This is a genomic window from Mesorhizobium sp. M0047, assembly GCF_040323315.1.
Lineage (GTDB): Bacteria > Pseudomonadota > Alphaproteobacteria > Rhizobiales > Rhizobiaceae > Mesorhizobium.
Genome location: NZ_JAMYUW010000006.1, coordinates 1 through 16,198, shown reverse-complemented (window position 1 = coordinate 16,198; position 16,198 = coordinate 1). Strand labels below are relative to the sequence as shown.

Genomic DNA, 16,198 nt, shown 5'->3' with positions numbered 1-16,198 from the left:
GGACGTCATTCAACCCTGAGTCTGGCGGGCTTGAATGGGGTCGACCATATGGCCGCCCTGGAAAGGACCGGCGCGCGACCTCTTTCCCGGGGCGGTCCACGTCCCACTCCGCAGGTGCATTTCCGACGCCGAGGTGTTCCCCATGAGGCGCAAACGGCAGGGCGGGGGCTCGCGAAACGCCTCTTCCAATCACAGAATTTGCGACAGAGCCGATGGACCAGACGAAAATTACCGAACTACTCGACCGCGAGGCTCCGCGACTGCCTCTACCCGAAGAACTCCCCCACCCAGTTGCGGCCGGCCGGGTCGCTGCATGACTTGATAGGACAAACCAGGTGAACGGCACCAGATTTGCCCAACACTATGCCCGGCTCAGCACCGGCCAATGGCAGCAGATCGAGCTGGAGAGGAGGCTCGACCAGCATGTGCTTGCCTGTGTGCTTTCACGTGCGCTCGAGGAGATCGAGGCCGGCGAGGCGACGGCGACCGAGGCAACCGGACTTTCGCGCGCCGAGCTGCGCGATGTCCTGGCCCGCTGTTTCCCTGCTATTCCTATCAACGCGTTTGCCTTGAAAGAGGTGAGCGAGCCCGAGCCGGATCTGGAGGAAGAACTTCTGCATGGACTGCTGCTGGCGCATGCCCGACCGGGCGACAAGGCGAGCGCCCGCTTCGCCAGGATCATCGCTCGGCGTGCCATGCGCAATGACCACCTCTGGCAGGACCTTGGCCTTTTTGATCGAACCGACCTCGGCCGCCTGCTCGCCTCGCATTTTCCGACGCTGGCGGCCGGCAACACCCAAAACATGAAATGGAAGAAATACTTTTACCGCAAGCTCTGCGAGGCCGAAGGTTTTTCGCTGTGCAGCGCGCCCAGTTGCCGGGAATGCAATGATGTCGAAAGCTGCTTCGGCCCGGAGGAAGGCGAAAGCCGCCTCACACGGATCAAGAACGGCATCGCCTCGGATTGAGAACCGCTTTCGTCTGTCGTGCAGCCGCAGCGCTCGCGCCCGCGCCATATGTCTCTTGTCGAATGTCGACTGACGCCTTCGGGGATTGAATGCTGTGCCTGCTGTCCGATTACTCGCCATGCTCGCTTCGGCGGGCGCCGCCATGATGGCGGTGCAGGATGCGACCCGCACCATCGCCGCCGAGCAACTGGTGTTCTCCGGGCCGTTGCTGCTCGCCTGCCTGGCGGGCGCCTGGGCGGCCGCGGTTCACCGCCGTCATTGTTCGCGCTGGTGCACAGTTTCGCCTCGATCACCCATTAGGGCGGCCAGATTGTCTCCGGCGTCGCCATCAATTTCGTTGCTGCCGGCTCCGCCATCATTCTCGGCCAGGTTCCGGCGGCGCGCGCGCTGGGGTTCCTGGAAGCTTTTCGAACTTTCTGGGTCACGCCACAACCCGAATTGCTGGCACTTGTGTATCTGCTCTGGGGTAGGCTTCATCGACGTATGTCGGCGCCGATTTTCCGTCGCTAAAGCGGTTCAATGGGCAGGTTGACATTCTCGTATCTGGCCCCTTCCGGATAGACAATCTCGGCTGATTTCAGCCACTTATCCATTCTAGTGATATAGTCATTGATGCTCTCGCTCGATCTCAACGCCTGAATAACGGCAAGAAGCTCAAGATATACCATGTTCAGTTGAATTTTTTCTTTTCCTTGGCTTTCAATTGTGATCGACATGTGAGACCATGCTCTGTCGATTGCTTGCTCGCTTAAGTGTTTCCGACGATCCGAAACATGCGCGGCCTTCTTATCCGCGACGTATTTAATGACTTCTCTCCGCCGCACCGGTGTTCCAAGTACCGCGATCGCGAGACCTTCCAGATATTCCGAGAGGGAGACGTCGGCGTCGTCCCGAAATCGCCAAGGGGTCCCGGTCAAAGGAGGTTGCCCCTTTAGCGAGAACACAGCAGCGATATTCGGGAGCCGATCCCCGGCCCAAGGGTAGTTACCGCACGTCAAAAGCACGGCGGGGTGAATAGGGTCGAAATCCAGCATCCGCGCGCGAACTCTCAGGCCCGAACTCGGGATCAACAGGCGTCCCGCGTTGAACAAGTCTCTCTCCGATAGCAGACGCCGCAGAATGGTACTGCGACCGCGAATTTCAGCGGGCAGTTCCGCCAGATTTGTGGTCATCTCCCTAGTGACGAACCGAAAATCCTCTACAGTTATTCGGGCAAGATCAAAGTCCGCTTCAGAGAGAAGGCGATCCGGCGATTTTAACCGAAAGTGCGGCTTGACCAAATATGAGAACAGTGGCGGTTTGGCTGGCTTGTGCATTCGCAATCCTCAAGGACCAAGCATGCAGAATACGGTCTCTGGTCGGGCTTATGGGTCGAAAAAGTTCGGCGAAATCGCCATTTTTTAGCGACGGTTGCCGAAGTTCCGGCGATGCGGGTGCCACCCGACCGGGTGGCGAGGGGCAATCGCCAAGGCCGACACTGTGCACGGATAGGGGCGAGCGGCTTACCTCGCCTTCAAGGGTAACTGCTTGCTTTTGTTGTAGGCCGTTACCGGTCGCTTGCATTCACGGGTCAAGTCCAAGACAGGCGCAATTGTTCGCATTGCCATTTCATGGCGGTGCTGGAAAGGCATCCCGTTCGTCCGCAATTGGGTGCTCGGGAGAGTGATAGTATTTGTTGATGTCCATCAATTCACTGGTGATCTTTGAAAAATTCTTGCCTTGGCGCCTGAGCAATTTCTCGGCCAGCGAGAAGAAACGTACGGCCAAGCTATTCCCCGGCTAGTGGCCGGCCGCCGGTTCGATCTCGATATCGACGAAGCTGTCGCCGCTGATCATCGTCTCGATGTCGGTACGCCAGGGTTGCGGCTTGTCTAACCATGGCTTTTCGTATTCTTCGTAGAGCGGCAGAGTTCTTGCCCGGTCCTCGCCAAGAAGCGAGAAGTAGTCGCGGGTGTTGCTCACCCGGTTGCCGATTTCGAGCAAAAGGGGCGATTTGGGAATCGGATCATATTTGGTCCGGTCGGTTGATACGACAGCAAAGGCAGTGGGTTTCTTGTTGCCCTTGGGCTTTGGTAAGATGGCATCGAGGATGGTGCTCGGCTCAGTAGTCTTGCCGTCCTCCGTATCATTCCACGGTGTCGCATTGGTGCTCCCGTGATGGCCGATCTTGAGAAAGTCGACTGGTTTGCCGAGCTCGGGACCTTGCTTTTTCCAGGCGACGTTCCACGCGAAATTCTTCTTGCCTTCGACATAGGCTGCATTCCACTCGGCATCGCCCACAAACAGCAGTCGGCGGCCACGCCACTCTATGAGGAGAATGACACTGGTGTTGTTTACGACCTCTCCTTCCTCTTCGGCGAAGGCAAAGGCGGTTGACATCATGCGCGATCGCAAACGCCGGAAGTCGGTACCGCTGATGTTCGCCGGCGGCGAGGCATCCAGTGCCGCGGCTTGCGCTGGCGAGCGCAGGGCGTCAGTCGACGCCAAAGCAAAAGTCTGCACGACATTGCCGGCATCCTTGCCCAGATAATAGTAGTCGATATTTTCCTGGGGCCCCAGAACCTTGAACGCCGCTCCGGCCAATGTCTCAGGCTTAAGTTGGGCCGGCGCCAGCCCGGCATGGACATAGAGTGGCTTAATGCCGTTTTGCTTGGGCAACGAATTGGTGAGTGCAGTGACGGCTCCGTCGTTACCGATGTTGTAACGCGAGACGATGTCCTGCAGTTCTGGACTGAGCGAAAGATTTCGCTCAGCGATGCTGCGCATGGCAAGCGCGACGTCGTCATGCAATTTGTGCTTGAACTTCGCCTGCGGATGTTCACGATTCATCGCCACGCTCATCCACAGATTGTCGATCTTGATATCCTTGAACCCTGCGGGGTCACAGCCCTTGATATGATCCTCATGCTCATGGCTGACCAACAGCAGGTCGAGGCGGTGTTTGCCATCGATTTTGGGCAGATTTGTTTTGAGATGGTCAAGCGCGAGGCTGATGACCTCAGCCTTTCCCCGCGTTCCGCAGTCAATCAGGATATGGAAGTCGGCATCGTCAGTCCGTGCCTTCGGAATCGTCACGTGGATGCAGTCGCCAACGCCAACGGAATAGGCCCGGATCAAGAGCTTATCGACCACGATCTGTCTCCCATCTGGTTGTGTTGGTCCTCGGTATGGTCGCCAATGCCGATATGCGGTGCGACGCCGAAGCGGACCGTGCCGTCAACCACATAGGAGTTCAGCGGGGCAATCGATTTCTGCAGCAGTCCCATTGCGCCACCGGCCGGTGCGCCGCCGACGTTTCCAGCCCGGATACGAGCCGCGAGCGAAGAGAGAAAGGCTTTTCGGCGAAGGGTGCCAGCGTCTGCTTCACGATCAACCTTCTTGTCTTCCCCCCGGGCAGCTCGGATGAGCGGCAGCGTGCCGGGTTTGCGTGCCCAGGCAAGGAGATTTCCATCAATATCGAGAGCGAGTATCCCGCCACACAATAGATCGGTCGTCTGGCCATCGAATTGCCCGAACTCGCTCCCTCTAATCGGCACATCCTCACGCCAGACATACTGAAGCAGCACGTGCTTGGCCTGCCTGCGGCGACGTGTCGTGAATTTCACCGCGGTAGACAGATCGCTGACCACGAGATCGGCGCCATAGGGGATCAAGAGCTGGCGCCTATTATCATCAAGGAAGCGATAGGCATTGGCTCGCGAGGCGGCGATATCGCAGGCTTCGTGAAACACCCTCATCTCGACGGGCGACAGCACGGCCGGCTCGTTCTTCAGCTCCTTGATTCGCGCCTTGCTCAGGAGCCCGCGCTCGCCGAAGGCCCTCAACATTAGTCCGCGGTAGCCGTCGGGATCAGTAGGGTTGACGATCTGCTCGGCACGTAGGACCGCTTCGGCGTAGTCGGCGAAGGTGACATCGACCGGCGGCAGCAAATCGAGTGGCTGTATGGCCAGATTTTGCATCCGGCTCGCCGTGAACCATAGCGATTGCGGCACGCTGTGTTTTCGAACATCTCGGTTGTAGCGATACACATCGCGCAAAATGTCGAACATGGCGCCGGTTATCACCTGCGACATGTAGTGGTGGCTTGGGCTGTCCTTAACATCTTTGTAGGTCAGCTTGTTGAGCGCGGTGCGCAGATAAGGCTTTTCGTCTTTACGCCCGAACTGTTCGGCAAGACTGGACAATGCGCTGTCCTTGTCGAGATCGCCGCCCGTCACCACGCCGATCTGCTTGCGAAGTTTGGTGTTCCGAAACGCGATGAGGATCGCCGAGAGATCGCCAATGGACTCGTGGAAGGCAGCGGTCTCGACCTGCACGGACTCGCGATAAAGGGGCCGCACCCCATCGAGCACAGCGTGGCCGAATTCATGATTGATGATATCGGCCGAAAGGCAGGTATGCACCCGCTCGCCATTGTGGTCGAAATAATAGAATTGCAGGGAATTGCTGTCGCGATCGTAATAGGCGTTCTCACCGTAGCCAGCGTGCGGCACGATGATCAGGCGGTTGCCTTCAAATCCCCAGCTGATACGGCGGCCAAGGCCTGCCCCGCTCTCGTAGAAATTGAGCGCGTTCTGCAACGTTGCCCAAACGTTGACCTGGTGGAATTGCGGCGTTTTGAGATTGTTGCGATTGAGCACGACCTTATTGACGTCGCGAAAGACGTTTTCATCCTTATCCCATTCAGCGGGAGGGTTGATCATCCCCGTGGTGCCGTCATAGTCGACTACAACGAAGCGGGCACTTGTTGGGCCGTGAGAGATGCCCGGCTCCCAAGGAACAGTGAAAGCCTCATCGAAATTGTAGGCCTTGGTCGCTTCGCGGACTGCGGGATCCTGGAAATAAACGTCGAACGGAATGTTGACTGTCAGTTCGTCGAGCGTGCCGCTGTCAAGATAGCCTCGAGCGGAATATAGATCGACGCGTCCAGCCGCCGTAATGCGCCTAAGTTTCGCGGGGGCGGCCGGTCTTTTCTTCGCTGGTGGTCTTGCCTTCGCCGCAGGTTTGGCGGTCCTCGCCCCAGGTTTTTCTTTTGTCGGCATTGCCGCCACTCCCCGCACCAGCGACGTGGCCTTTCCGCCAGTCTGCTTCCAAGTGACTGTAGTCAAATGGTGTCGGCACGCAAGCCTGCAAATTTTTTACTTGCTCCTACTTTGAATTTCTAATGGTGGCCATTCGCAATCGGGGTGGGGTCAAGCCTCCAGATCAATCACTTCTAGCAGGCTGTTGAAGAAGTGTCCCGTTTGGCTTTGAGGATGGCCTCATCGCCATTGTGATAGGCGAATGTGATCTCGATGGAGCCGTCGTCGAGTAGTTCGGCGGAGCCATCACCAGTGGCTTCGTCCATTTCGTCGAAGCCGGCCCATGTGAAGAATACCATCGAGGGACCGTAGTTGAGATCGAGGCTGGCTTGCAGAGCGCCAAAGGCGATCTCACCGGTGTTGTCGGCCCCGATGGTGACCATGGCGGGACCGCAGAGGCTGAGATAGCCGCAATCCCACAGATCGGCCTCGACGATATGCCAGCGGTCAATCAGCTTGCAGTCCGCCGGCGCGCTCATGTCGGCACCGCGATCAACTTGGGCAGCCGCACCAGATTGTAGGCGGCAGCCGCGAAGGTGAAGGCCCATCCGACGCGGTCGCGACCGCGGAACTTCGTCTTCTCTTGACCTGCGATGACCTTGATCCAGCCGAACGCCTCCTCGATGCGTTTGCGGATGCGCTGGCTGACGACATAGCCGACGTGCCGGGTCGTGCGACGATCTATAGCGGAACGGCGCCCGTTCGTGTTCTGCGCCACGTGTGGCGTCACCTTCATCGAGCGCAACTCGTTAATGAAGTCCTCCGCGTCATAGGCCTTGTCGGCGCCGAGGGTGATGGCTTGCGGTCGCTCGGCGCGGGGTTCGATCATGTGCAGAGCCGCCACTCGTTCGGCATGCCCGTCGGCCAGCGTCAGGCAGGCATCAACCAGAAGACCATGCCGGTTCTCCATCAGCCCGTGCCCCATGAAGCTGAGCTTGGCCTCCTTGCCTTTCCCCTTGCGGAACAGCCGAGCATCACGATCAGTGGTCGAGGCATGCGTCTCGTTCGAGCGCTTCTGGCCATGGAAGTCCGCCTCCTCATTGCGCCCGCCACCCGACGGTGGCTCATCCAAGCCGTCCTTCCGCTTGAAGCTCTTCATCGACGCCCAGGCCTCGATCAAGGTGCCGTCGACTGAGAAGTGATCCGTGGAGAGAAGCTTCTTCACCTTGGGCTGCGCCAGGACAGCGTTCAAGAACTTCGCCGCGATGTCGCCCTCCAGCAGCCGGTCGCGGTTCTTCGAGAAGACCGAGTGATCCCAGGCCGCGTCGTCAACGCCGATGCCGACGAACCAGCGGAACAGAAGATCGTATTCCAGCCGCTCCATCAAAAGCCGTTCAGAGCGGATCGAATAGAACGCCTGCAACAGCATTGCCCTGAGCAGCTTCTCCGGCGGGATCGAAGGTCGCCCGATCGGCGAATACAGCGCCGCGAAGTCCCGCTCTAACGCTGCCAGCGCCTCATTCACTATCCGACGGATCGCGCGCAGTGGATGATCGCGCCGAACCCGCGCCTCGAGATCAACGTAGCTGAACAACTCGCCAGTTCGATTGTCGCCGCCGCGCACGATTCACCCTCCGCATTCTCGCGAAATGAGTGAATCACGGAGCTACCCCAACCGCGAGCCCCTTTTTCAACAGCCTGCTAGGGCTTACTGCCGAGCGATCACTGATCAGACCGGTGGTCGAGTGTTATCTCGCTTCCTCGTCTTTTGTTTGCTGGCGACCAGCCTCAGCTTTCTTCTTTGAGGGAGATATCTCATCGCTGAACATAAGGTCAGACCAAGTGCATCCTGCAACTCGGCCGTTGTAGCATCGGTTCGCCGGGGCTATCAGTGTGTGAACTGGCAGTCGGGAACAGATCTTGGCGCGGACATTCGGGCGGGGCGGGCGGCGATGGCAAATGAGCAACAGCTTCAACGACTGCGCAGATACAATGCATCTCTCCGCACAGATGGGCCTTACCTTGCGTCGAGCCTTAAACCCAGCGCTCCAGTAGGCGCGGGTCCTGCGGACCTTGACCAAGACTTGGCGCTTGAGAGCATGGTGCTGCGCCAAGCGCGCCCGCTTCTGACAATTCGAGACGATGTAGCTGTCATCGATGGCATTGAAAACGATGCGATTTGGAGCGCTCGACTTAAGACAGCACGACCGATACTTGATCATGCGATCCGGACAGTGGGTCGCATCGAACTGACCGGCTTCAGCTACGAATGGGTCGGTGCCGGCTGGCTTGTGGCCGAAAACATTCTCGTCACCAATCGCCATGTGGCAGAGGTGTTTGTGGAGCGCGTAGGAGAGGAGTTTGCCTTTAGGAATGGTGCCGATGGACCGATTGCGGCGACCATCGACTTCCGCCGGGAGTTCGACGACCTGAACACGCTGCTCTTTCGGGTGATGAAAGTGCTGCATGTGGAGAACCGCCCGGGCCCCGATGTAGCGTTCCTGGAAATCGATGTACATGCCGGCAACGCCCGCTTGCCAACGCCCATCGAGCTCGCCACGACCATCTTCCCGGACCAGGCAGTCGCGACGATAGGGTACCTGACATTCGACAGCCGAGCCAAGGACAGGCAGTTGATGGAACAGATCTACGGCAACGTTCATGACAGAAAGACGCTCGCCCCCGGCTTCTTGACGCGCCTTGAAGAAACGCAGCTGTGCCACGATTGCACGGTGCCAGGTACAAACTCAGGGGCTCTCGTCGTCGACCTCGAGAGTGGGCAAGCAATTGGCCTGCACACCAGCGGCGGCTTTCTCTCGCAGAACTATGCAGTCCGCTCTGACGTCATTCTAAGGATACTGGCGGACGTCCGCAGTCGCCCCCTTGTTCCGGGCAAATCTATCAGAACACTGAAGATCCTCAGCGTCGAGCTCGAAAACATCAGATGTTTTGAATCAATCACGATCGATTTCTCTGAGGATGGCAAGCCGCGCCCCTGGACCATGCTGCTTGGCGACAATGGTCTCGGCAAGACGACAATCCTGCGCAGCATCGCCATGGCGCTTTGCGACCAGACCGGCGCCAGCGGGCTTATGGGCCGGATGTCGGGTGAGCTGCTTCGTCAAGGCAAGACTGAGGGGCGTATTCGTGTGCAGCTGCAGTCATCCGATCCGGCCGACCCGGAGATTTGGACCGAAACAAAACTTGCCCGCAATGCGGATCAGCGCGTCGACTTGAGCCAGACAACATCGGCTTTCTTCCCGCGCGAAGCTCTGTTCGTTTGTGCTTATGGTGCTCTACGCAATGGCTTCGGCAGCGAATCCTATTCTGGCTATGCAATTGCCGACGCCGTTTTGAGTCTGTTCGACCCCAAGGCGCTGCTGCAGAATCCAGAGCTCGCCCTTCGGCGTTTAATGAGCGCTGGCGCGGACATGGAAAGAATCTGCCGACAGATCGAGCAGGTCTTGCGGCTTCCACCACACAGTACGGAGTTTGGCCAATCCGGCCTCTCGATAAAGGGGAGCTGGGGTCCGTTCGTGCCGGTGGGTGCGATTGGCGACGGCTATCTGGCGACGCTGGCATGGCTCTCTGATCTCTTGGGTTGGACGTTCCTCTACAACCCCGATCTCATCGCCGGACAGATTTCGGGCGTCGTCGTAATTGATGAGATTGAAAAGCACCTTCACCCACGTTGGCAGCGTGAGATCGTGCTCGAACTAAGCCAACAGTTTCCGCAGGTCCAGTTCATCGCATCGTCCCACTCCCCACTCTGCGCTGGTGGCCTGTCAGACCTCGATGAGGGCGATGCGGCGATGTATCGCTTTCAGCAAACCTCCAACGCCGTCTTGGCAGAAAAACTCGAACCCTATCGCGGATGGACCTACGATCAGATCATGACATCGAGCGCATTTGGTCTCAAGTCGGCGCGCGATGTGACCACTCAAAGGATAGTTGAGGAGCTCAGTGAAGCTCGCGCAAGCGGCAATGAACTAGACATAAAGATGAAGGAAGATGCCTTGGAGTCGCGGTCTACTTTAGCCGCTGATGACCAAAGGGACGCGGAATTGCAGGCAAAATTGAGACGTGACATCGAAGACTTACAGCGCCTGGTCGATGCAAAGAGTTTGGCAGAAGGTCGAATGTCATGATCCGTATCGATCGCCCGGCCAATGCCCCGATTGAGCTCGCAAGTCCAGCGGTCGTTGAAGCAAAGACCACAATTAGGGCGATCGCTGCAAAGCGTAAGCCGTTGTCGAAGGAGTTTCCCACCTTGTGGGGAAACAAGGAGGTCCGCCGGGCCCTTTGGGCGATGCAAAGAAAAAAGTGTGGTTATTGTGAGAGGCGACGCGATGTAAATCGCGAGTCTGACATCGACCATTTCCGGCCTAAGGCCGAAGTGACACTGGCGCCAACTCATGACGGCTATTGGTGGCTAGCCTATGACTGGAACAACCTTCTGTTCTGCTGCCGATATTGCAATCAGCGCTACAAGCTCAACCATTTTCCAGTGGAAAGCGAAGCCAACCGTGTTGGCAAGGAAAATACGCCGTTGGCCGGTGAGCGCGCCTATCTGATCGACCCTTGTGACGCCGCAGATGACCCGGAAAACTTCCTCGCTTACCATGTCAAGGAAACCGCGAAGCTTGTTTACGTGGTCGCTTGCCCCGACAGTCCGTGGATCAAGACGAGAGCCGAGAAAACGATCGAAATCCTTGGTTTGAACCGCACGGAGCTTCTTGAGGAGCGCGGCAAGTGTCTCACTACCCTCAGACTGCTCGTCACAAAAATGCACGCGGCTCGCCAGCTCATGGCCCAGGAAAAAGAAAGGGAAGCCGCGGACGAAATCCGATGGGAAACGAGTTCGTCGCAGGCCTTTGCAGGTTTTAGGCGTGCATTCTTTCGCATGAATGGGTTAGGCGCTTACGTCAGTGGCAATTAGTGTTTTCCAGAATCCTCTATGGCAAGAAGTTTACCAGAGATAAAAGCCCCCGCTTTACAAATATTGCTAGATTCTGACACTTTATTCATGCGATGATATCAAGCAGCGATTCTGGAGGAGACTTTGTGCCCAGCGAACCGACAGACTTGGCGGACCGCCCCAAAGAAAATTTCATTGATTCGGTTGCGTTGGCGCTGTCAGGTGGCGGTTATCGCGCGATGGTGTTTCACGTTGGCGCTTTGTATCGTTTGAACGAAGTGGGCCTACTTGGCAGAATCGCCAGGATATCCAGCGTGTCGGGAGGCTCAATTACCTCCGCCTATCTGGGATTACGCTGGAACGAACTTCAATTCTCGGGCGGCAAAGCGGCTCGTTTCGACCTCTTTGTCGACGGCATTCGAGCGATGGCGGATACAACCGTTGACGCCGGAGCCATATTCGGGGGCATCTTTTTGCCGGGCACGATCAGCCAGCGACTGGCCGACGCTTACGACGAAGTCCTGTTCAAAGGAGCACGCCTGGCGCAACTGCCCGATGATACGGCGGGCACGGCACCTCGTTTCGTGATCAATGCCACGAACATACAGTCAGGTGCGATCTGGCGCTTCTCGCGGCCTTATATGGGAGATTACAGGGTAGGACTTATCAGAAATCCTGACGTGAAGCTCAGCGTCGCAGTCGCCGCGTCTTCCGCCTTCCCTCCCTTTTTATCGCCGCTGACGTTGCCAATCCCACAGCCTGCCGAACTCGTGGAAGGAGCCGACCTGAACCGGGCTCCCTTCACGACAAATGCCGTTTTGAGCGACGGCGGGGTCTACGACAATCTCGGGTTGGAAACGATCAAGCGGTTCGCCACGGTCCTGGTGAGTGACGCTGGACAAAAGATCGTCGCCGAAGAAAATCCACACCATGACTGGCCCCGACATTCTCTTCGCATCCTCGACACGGTTGATAATCAGGTTCGCAGCCTGCGCAAACGCCAGTTAATAGAGTCTTTCAACAGTGGTGAGCGTACAGGAACATTCTGGGGCGTACGCACGCGCTTTGATGACTACAAATTGGTCGACGATCCCTTGAAGTGCGCGTCGCGAGACCCAACGCCGCTTGCCGAACTGCCGACAAGGCTCGAGCGAATGCCCCGTCCACTCCAGGACAAGCTGATGAACTGGGGTTACGCCGTTTGCGATGCCGCCTTGCGCGCCCATCTTGGGGGTCCACTTCAAACCAAGCTCGGGATCTCAATCGCCGCGCCAAAGTTTCCGTTTCCTGGCGATTACTAGTAAAAATAATTGTCCTCGTGCTGAGGACGTTTCCAGCCTGCGCCTGCTCAGCCTTGCTGCCTCCCACTGCAGCGATCGCCTAGTTCCATTTCGAGCCACGACGAAGCTGCGGATAGGCGCCTCATCTCGGGCGTGCAGCTCTAAGGCTTGGTTTTGCCGCTTTCGCGAGAGTGCGGGCCGGTTTTTCGTGACGGGTTGAGAGCCGAAGGAAAGCCTCCGGCGCCCGTCGCGGAGATCCGCGATGTCCTATCAAACCAATCGAGTTCGGGCGGCTGTGGACCGCACCAATCTCTACGACGACATTACAAACGGGACCCGAGCGGCGTCGTCCAGGCCTGGCGGCTGGGTTTCAGGCGCTATGCCTCGCGGCAGCGGCCGGCACTCGCCCTGGTGATAAGCGGCCAGCCATTCGTCAGTTAGGATGTTGCGAAACATAGCGGCGAAAGGCTGTATCGTAGCCAGAAGAACAGCCAGGAACTGTGCGACAGAGGTTTCATTCAACGCCTGTTCCAAGCTTCGGCATTTGGCTTGATTCGCCGTTTAAGCTGTTCAACGAGGTCTTTGTCACGACCGCTTGGTTCCAAGCAGCCCATCGACGACAACGCCCGCCATGCCGCCAGGCTGTCGCGATGGATTTGTGGGTCACTCATCTGCGCCAATCTCCTGACTCAACCCGTTTTGCTCGTCGAGGCCATTGCCAGTCGACGAATGCAGATGAGCGTTCATTCTTCGTCATTCTGAGCGACGACGTAGAAGTCCGCGCCAAGGCCAAAACATTCCGCGCGTGCCGACAACAGCAGGGCATCGATCTGCTGGAGCCGCCGAACCCTTTCGATTGCCAAGCCTTGATTGGCGAGCCGCGGGTCCATGGAGCACGACGCGGTGGGCGTTGTGCACGATCCGATCGAGAATGGCGTCGGCGACGGTTGGGTCTGCGATCAAGTCATGCCATCTGGCCACCGGGACCTGGGCGGTGATCAGGGTGGATTTGCGGCGATAGCGTTCCTCGACGATTTCGAACAGATGGAAGCGCTGTTGGTCGGTGAGGGAGTGGGTTCCGAAGTCATCCAGGATGAGCAGTTGCGCGCGGGTGAGCTTGTCAATGAGGCGTGGGAAGCGGCCATCGAGACGAGCGAGCGCCAAATCCTCGAACAGGCGCGGCACGCGCACATAGAGCACGGAATGATCGAGCCGTGCCGCTTGCCGGCCGAAGGCGCAGGCCAGCCACGACTTGCCGGTTCCGGTCTGGCCGGTGACGATTAGGTTCTCATGCGCCTTCAGCCATTCGCCCTGGGCGAGCGCCATGGTGCTGCGCCGGTCGAGCCCGCGCGGCGCGGCCAAGTCGATGTCCTCAATGCAGGCTTCGGGAAAGCGCAACCTGGCTGAGGCGAGCCGGTTCCGGACGCGCTTGTCGGCCCGTATGGCAACCTCGCGGTCGAGCATCAGGCCGAGCCACTCATCACGGCTGAGCTCGTTGGCGTTGTTCCGTTCGGCCAGTTCGCGCCAGGCGGCAGCCATGCCGGCCAGACCAGCGGCGCGCCAGCGACAGAATGCCCATGGCCGAGCGATACCCCTGTTCCGGATGCGGCCGGTCGCGCATCATGCGCTCGACCAGAATGGCGGCGTTGGGGCCGATCCCGGCCGCCCGGCTGATCAGGCTGGCCGGCGTGGTGTTGGCGTAGCGCTGGTGCGCCTTGGGCATGTGTTCGTTGACGGTGACATGGCCGGAACGCTGTGAGCGACGCACATGGCTGGCGACACGCTGGTGATCGTGGAAGATCTCGACCACTCGATGAGTAAGCCGCACCTCGACGGTGCGCCCGATCAGCCGGTGCGGCACCGAGTAGAAGGTCTTGTCGACTTCGACATGGTAGTCAGGATGCACCTTCGCCGACTTCCACTCGGCGTATTCGAACGGTGCTGCCGGCAGCGGCTTCAAGGCGGCCCGCTCGATCTCCTCGAACAGTTCGCGGCGGCTTTGGCCGACATGGCGCATCGGCCGGTTGTTCAGATCCTCGAGCAGTTCGGCGATCGCCGCGTTGAGCTCGGCGATCGAGAAGAAGGATCTATTCCTGAGCCGTGCCAGAATCCAACGCTCGACGATCAGCACCGCGCCCTCGACCTTGCCCTTGTCCCGCGGCTTCCGGCTTCGGGTCGGCAGGATGGTGGTACCGTAATGCTCGGCCATGGCTGCAAAGGTCGCGTTCAGCGTCGGCTCGAACCACAGCGCCTTGACGACACCGGCCTTCAGGTTGTCGCATACGATCGCTCTGGTGACACCGCCGAAGAAGGCGAGCGCTCGCACCTGGCCCTCGATCCAGTCCGGCAGCTTTTGGCTGGAGCTGGCAAAGGCGAAGGTCAGATTGGAGGCACCCAGCACCGCGTAAAAATCTGCGCCGGGTAAATGGGGCCGGTCGCCGGATCCATCACCGGCACCGTCTGCCCGGCATAGTCCGTCTGCATCACCGCGCCCGCCGCATGCCGGTTGCGGAATGTGGCGCTCGTCCGGCGCTCGAAAGCGGCGAAGTGCTCGCAGAACCAAGTGTAGCCGTAGCCGTCCGGATGGGCGGCGCGATACTCCTGCCACATCAGCGTCAGCGTCACCCCCTTGCGCTTCAACTCCCTGGCGATCAGCGCAAAGTCCGGTTCGCTCAGGTCTTGCGGCGGACGACCGGCACGGCCAAACAGCAGCCGCTCAAGCGTCGCCTCGTCGTGGCCGGGCGGCAGCGGCCAGCATGCCAGCCCGGCCTCCCGCGCCCGCAGCAAATAGGTCGATACCGTCGTCTTGCTGATCTTCAGCCGTTCTGACACCTCACGCACCGAAAGACCCTGCTCATGGGTCAGGCGCAAGATCGCTTGGATATCCCTCACACTCGTTCGTCTCGCTTGCTTCCGTCTCGGCATGGCCCCTCTCAACGTCATCGTGAGAGGCCAAACTGCCAGAACGGCGCAGCCGAGAACCGACCGTTAAATCCGCTCCCGAAAACTGTCCGGGATTTAGCGGAAACGCTGTCCGAGAATTACCGAAATCACTGTCCGGGATTTAGCGAAAAGGGTGTCCGGGAATTACCGAAACACGCAGGTTTTCGGAGAGAGAACCATGGCAAGACACCGCAGCTACAGCATCACGTTCAAGCGTCAGGTTGTTCAGGAATATCTGTCGGGGCGGCCGACGGCCGTCGACAGGACCGAGTATTTGTTGTTGTCGAAGCGAACCGTGCAGGACTTCGACACCGAGGCCGGCACCGTGTGGAATCCGTCGAAGGGGCCGCGATACTCGACCAGTTTGCCGCGCTCTTCCTCGAACACGTTCCAGATCGTTCGTTCCGGTTGCTCGACGTGACGGTGCGCCTTGGCGTAGGCGATGCACTTGTCATGCAGCCAGGCGTTCAGCTCCTCATAGGTCTTGAAGCGCAGCCTGGGCGTGAAGAAGCGCTCACGCACCAGCCCGACCTGGTCCTCGACCTGACCCTTCTCCCAGACCGACGCTGGCGTGCAGGCGACCGGCTGCACCAGATAATGGCTGCACATCTGGAGGAGGCGGCGATTGTATTGGCGGTCCTTGCCAACAAAATCGTTTCCACCGCCGTCTTCATGTTGTCGTAGATGCCGCGCGTCAGGCGCCGCCGAAGAAGGCAAAAGCCCTGTCATGGGCGTCGAACACCCATCTCCTGCGTCTCGCGCGGATAGGCCCTGACGAACATCATGCGGCTGTGGCAGAGCCGGACATGGGCGACCTTCACGGTCACCGTCACGCCGTTGATCAGGACGATCTCGTGGCTCCAGTCGAACTGGTAGGCCTCGCCCGGCGCGAAGAACAGCGGCACATAGGCGTCCGCCGTCGCCGACCCCTGCGCCTTCGCCCAGCTCTTCGCGTAGCGGCGGACGGCGTCATAGCCACCCCCCGTAGCCGAGACTGCAAAGCTCTTCGTAAATCCGGATCAGTGTCAGTTGTTCGCGCGCCGCCTTGCCACGGTTGCCATTCAAAAA

At 58.9% G+C, this 16,198-nt stretch carries 12 protein-coding genes and 3 pseudogenes; 5 read left to right on the top strand and 10 right to left on the bottom strand.

Going from position 1 to position 16,198, the window contains the following annotated elements; translation table 11 throughout:
- Positions 1–335 precede the first annotated feature (335 nt).
- Positions 336–968 carry a nitrogen fixation protein NifQ gene (locus NKJ89_RS07355; RefSeq protein WP_502904101.1) on the top strand — a complete coding sequence of 211 codons (633 nt, stop codon included), beginning with the start codon at positions 336–338 and terminating at the stop codon, positions 966–968.
- A gap of 109 nt (positions 969–1,077) precedes the next feature.
- On the opposite strand, the gene NKJ89_RS07350 is transcribed toward NKJ89_RS07355, so the two are convergent.
- Positions 1,078–1,227, bottom strand: coding sequence for a hypothetical protein (locus NKJ89_RS07350; protein WP_352601523.1), 150 nt, complete (start codon positions 1,225–1,227; stop codon positions 1,078–1,080).
- A 2-nt stretch (positions 1,228–1,229) separates the two neighbouring features.
- Here NKJ89_RS07350 and NKJ89_RS07345 point away from each other — a divergent pair.
- Positions 1,230–1,337 (top strand): annotated as a pseudogene (locus tag NKJ89_RS07345) (ABC transporter permease); the annotation flags it as partial.
- Between the two features lie 137 nt (positions 1,338–1,474).
- Here the strand turns inward: NKJ89_RS07345 and NKJ89_RS07340 are convergent.
- The 6 genes from NKJ89_RS07340 to NKJ89_RS07315 form a co-directional block, all read right to left on the bottom strand.
- Complete coding sequence (locus NKJ89_RS07340; protein WP_352601186.1) at positions 1,475–2,284, bottom strand: hypothetical protein; 810 nt, start codon at positions 2,282–2,284, stop codon at positions 1,475–1,477.
- 292 nt (positions 2,285–2,576) lie between these two features.
- A complete protein-coding gene (locus NKJ89_RS07335) occupies positions 2,577–2,735 on the bottom strand; it encodes a hypothetical protein (RefSeq protein ID WP_352601184.1) in 159 nt (52 codons plus the stop codon).
- 12 nt (positions 2,736–2,747) lie between these two features.
- Positions 2,748–4,100 (bottom strand): ComEC/Rec2 family competence protein, encoded by a 1,353-nt coding sequence (locus NKJ89_RS07330; RefSeq protein ID WP_352601182.1) that lies wholly within the window; start codon positions 4,098–4,100, stop codon positions 2,748–2,750.
- Positions 4,082–6,019 carry a gluzincin family metallopeptidase gene (locus tag NKJ89_RS07325; protein ID WP_352601180.1) on the bottom strand — a complete coding sequence of 646 codons (1,938 nt, stop codon included), beginning with the start codon at positions 6,017–6,019 and terminating at the stop codon, positions 4,082–4,084. The genes NKJ89_RS07330 and NKJ89_RS07325 overlap by 19 nt, the downstream gene beginning before the upstream one ends.
- Before the next feature lie 164 nt (positions 6,020–6,183).
- Complete coding sequence (locus NKJ89_RS07320; protein WP_019859992.1) at positions 6,184–6,528, bottom strand: hypothetical protein; 345 nt, start codon at positions 6,526–6,528, stop codon at positions 6,184–6,186.
- A complete protein-coding gene (locus NKJ89_RS07315) occupies positions 6,525–7,613 on the bottom strand; it encodes an IS5 family transposase (protein ID WP_023827759.1) in 1,089 nt (362 codons plus the stop codon). Before NKJ89_RS07315 ends, NKJ89_RS07320 begins: the two co-directional genes overlap by 4 nt.
- Before the next feature lie 475 nt (positions 7,614–8,088).
- On the opposite strand from NKJ89_RS07315, the gene NKJ89_RS07310 reads away from it, so the two are divergent.
- The 3 genes from NKJ89_RS07310 to NKJ89_RS07300 all read left to right on the top strand — a co-directional run bounded on the left by NKJ89_RS07310 (position 8,089) and on the right by NKJ89_RS07300 (position 12,208).
- Complete coding sequence (locus tag NKJ89_RS07310; protein WP_352601177.1) at positions 8,089–10,137, top strand: AAA family ATPase; 2,049 nt, start codon at positions 8,089–8,091, stop codon at positions 10,135–10,137.
- Positions 10,134–10,928: a retron system putative HNH endonuclease gene (locus NKJ89_RS07305; protein WP_352601175.1), complete on the top strand. Its 795-nt coding sequence runs from the start codon at positions 10,134–10,136 to the stop codon at positions 10,926–10,928. Before NKJ89_RS07310 ends, NKJ89_RS07305 begins: the two co-directional genes overlap by 4 nt.
- Positions 10,929–11,053: 125 nt before the next feature.
- A complete protein-coding gene (locus NKJ89_RS07300; RefSeq protein WP_502904100.1) occupies positions 11,054–12,208 on the top strand; it encodes a patatin-like phospholipase family protein in 1,155 nt (384 codons plus the stop codon).
- Positions 12,209–12,940: 732 nt separating this feature from the next.
- Here the strand turns inward: NKJ89_RS07300 and istB are convergent.
- The 3 genes and pseudogenes from istB to istA (NKJ89_RS07285) form a co-directional block, all read right to left on the bottom strand.
- Positions 12,941–13,726 carry an IS21-like element helper ATPase IstB gene (istB, locus tag NKJ89_RS07295; protein WP_352601173.1) on the bottom strand — a complete coding sequence of 262 codons (786 nt, stop codon included), beginning with the start codon at positions 13,724–13,726 and terminating at the stop codon, positions 12,941–12,943.
- 1 nt (position 13,727) lies between these two features.
- Positions 13,728–15,112: pseudogene (gene istA, locus NKJ89_RS07290) on the bottom strand (IS21 family transposase); the annotation flags it as partial.
- A 258-nt stretch (positions 15,113–15,370) separates the two neighbouring features.
- Positions 15,371–16,198, bottom strand: a pseudogene (gene istA, locus NKJ89_RS07285) (IS21 family transposase); the annotation flags it as partial.

Bases quoted from the DNA above. Each gene is read 5' to 3' on its own strand.
- NKJ89_RS07350 (WP_352601523.1), bottom strand. From the start codon at position 1,227: ATGACGGCGGTGAACCGCGGCCGCCCAGGCGCCCGCCAGGCAGGCGAG.
- NKJ89_RS07340 (WP_352601186.1), bottom strand. From the start codon at position 2,284: ATGCACAAGCCAGCCAAACCGCCACTGTTCTCATATTTGGTCAAGCCG.
- NKJ89_RS07320 (WP_019859992.1), bottom strand. From the start codon at position 6,528: ATGAGCGCGCCGGCGGACTGCAAGCTGATTGACCGCTGGCATATCGTC.
- NKJ89_RS07310 (WP_352601177.1), top strand. From the start codon at position 8,089: ATGGTGCTGCGCCAAGCGCGCCCGCTTCTGACAATTCGAGACGATGTA.
- NKJ89_RS07305 (WP_352601175.1), top strand. From the start codon at position 10,134: ATGATCCGTATCGATCGCCCGGCCAATGCCCCGATTGAGCTCGCAAGT.
- istB (WP_352601173.1), bottom strand. From the start codon at position 13,726: ATGGCTGCCGCCTGGCGCGAACTGGCCGAACGGAACAACGCCAACGAG.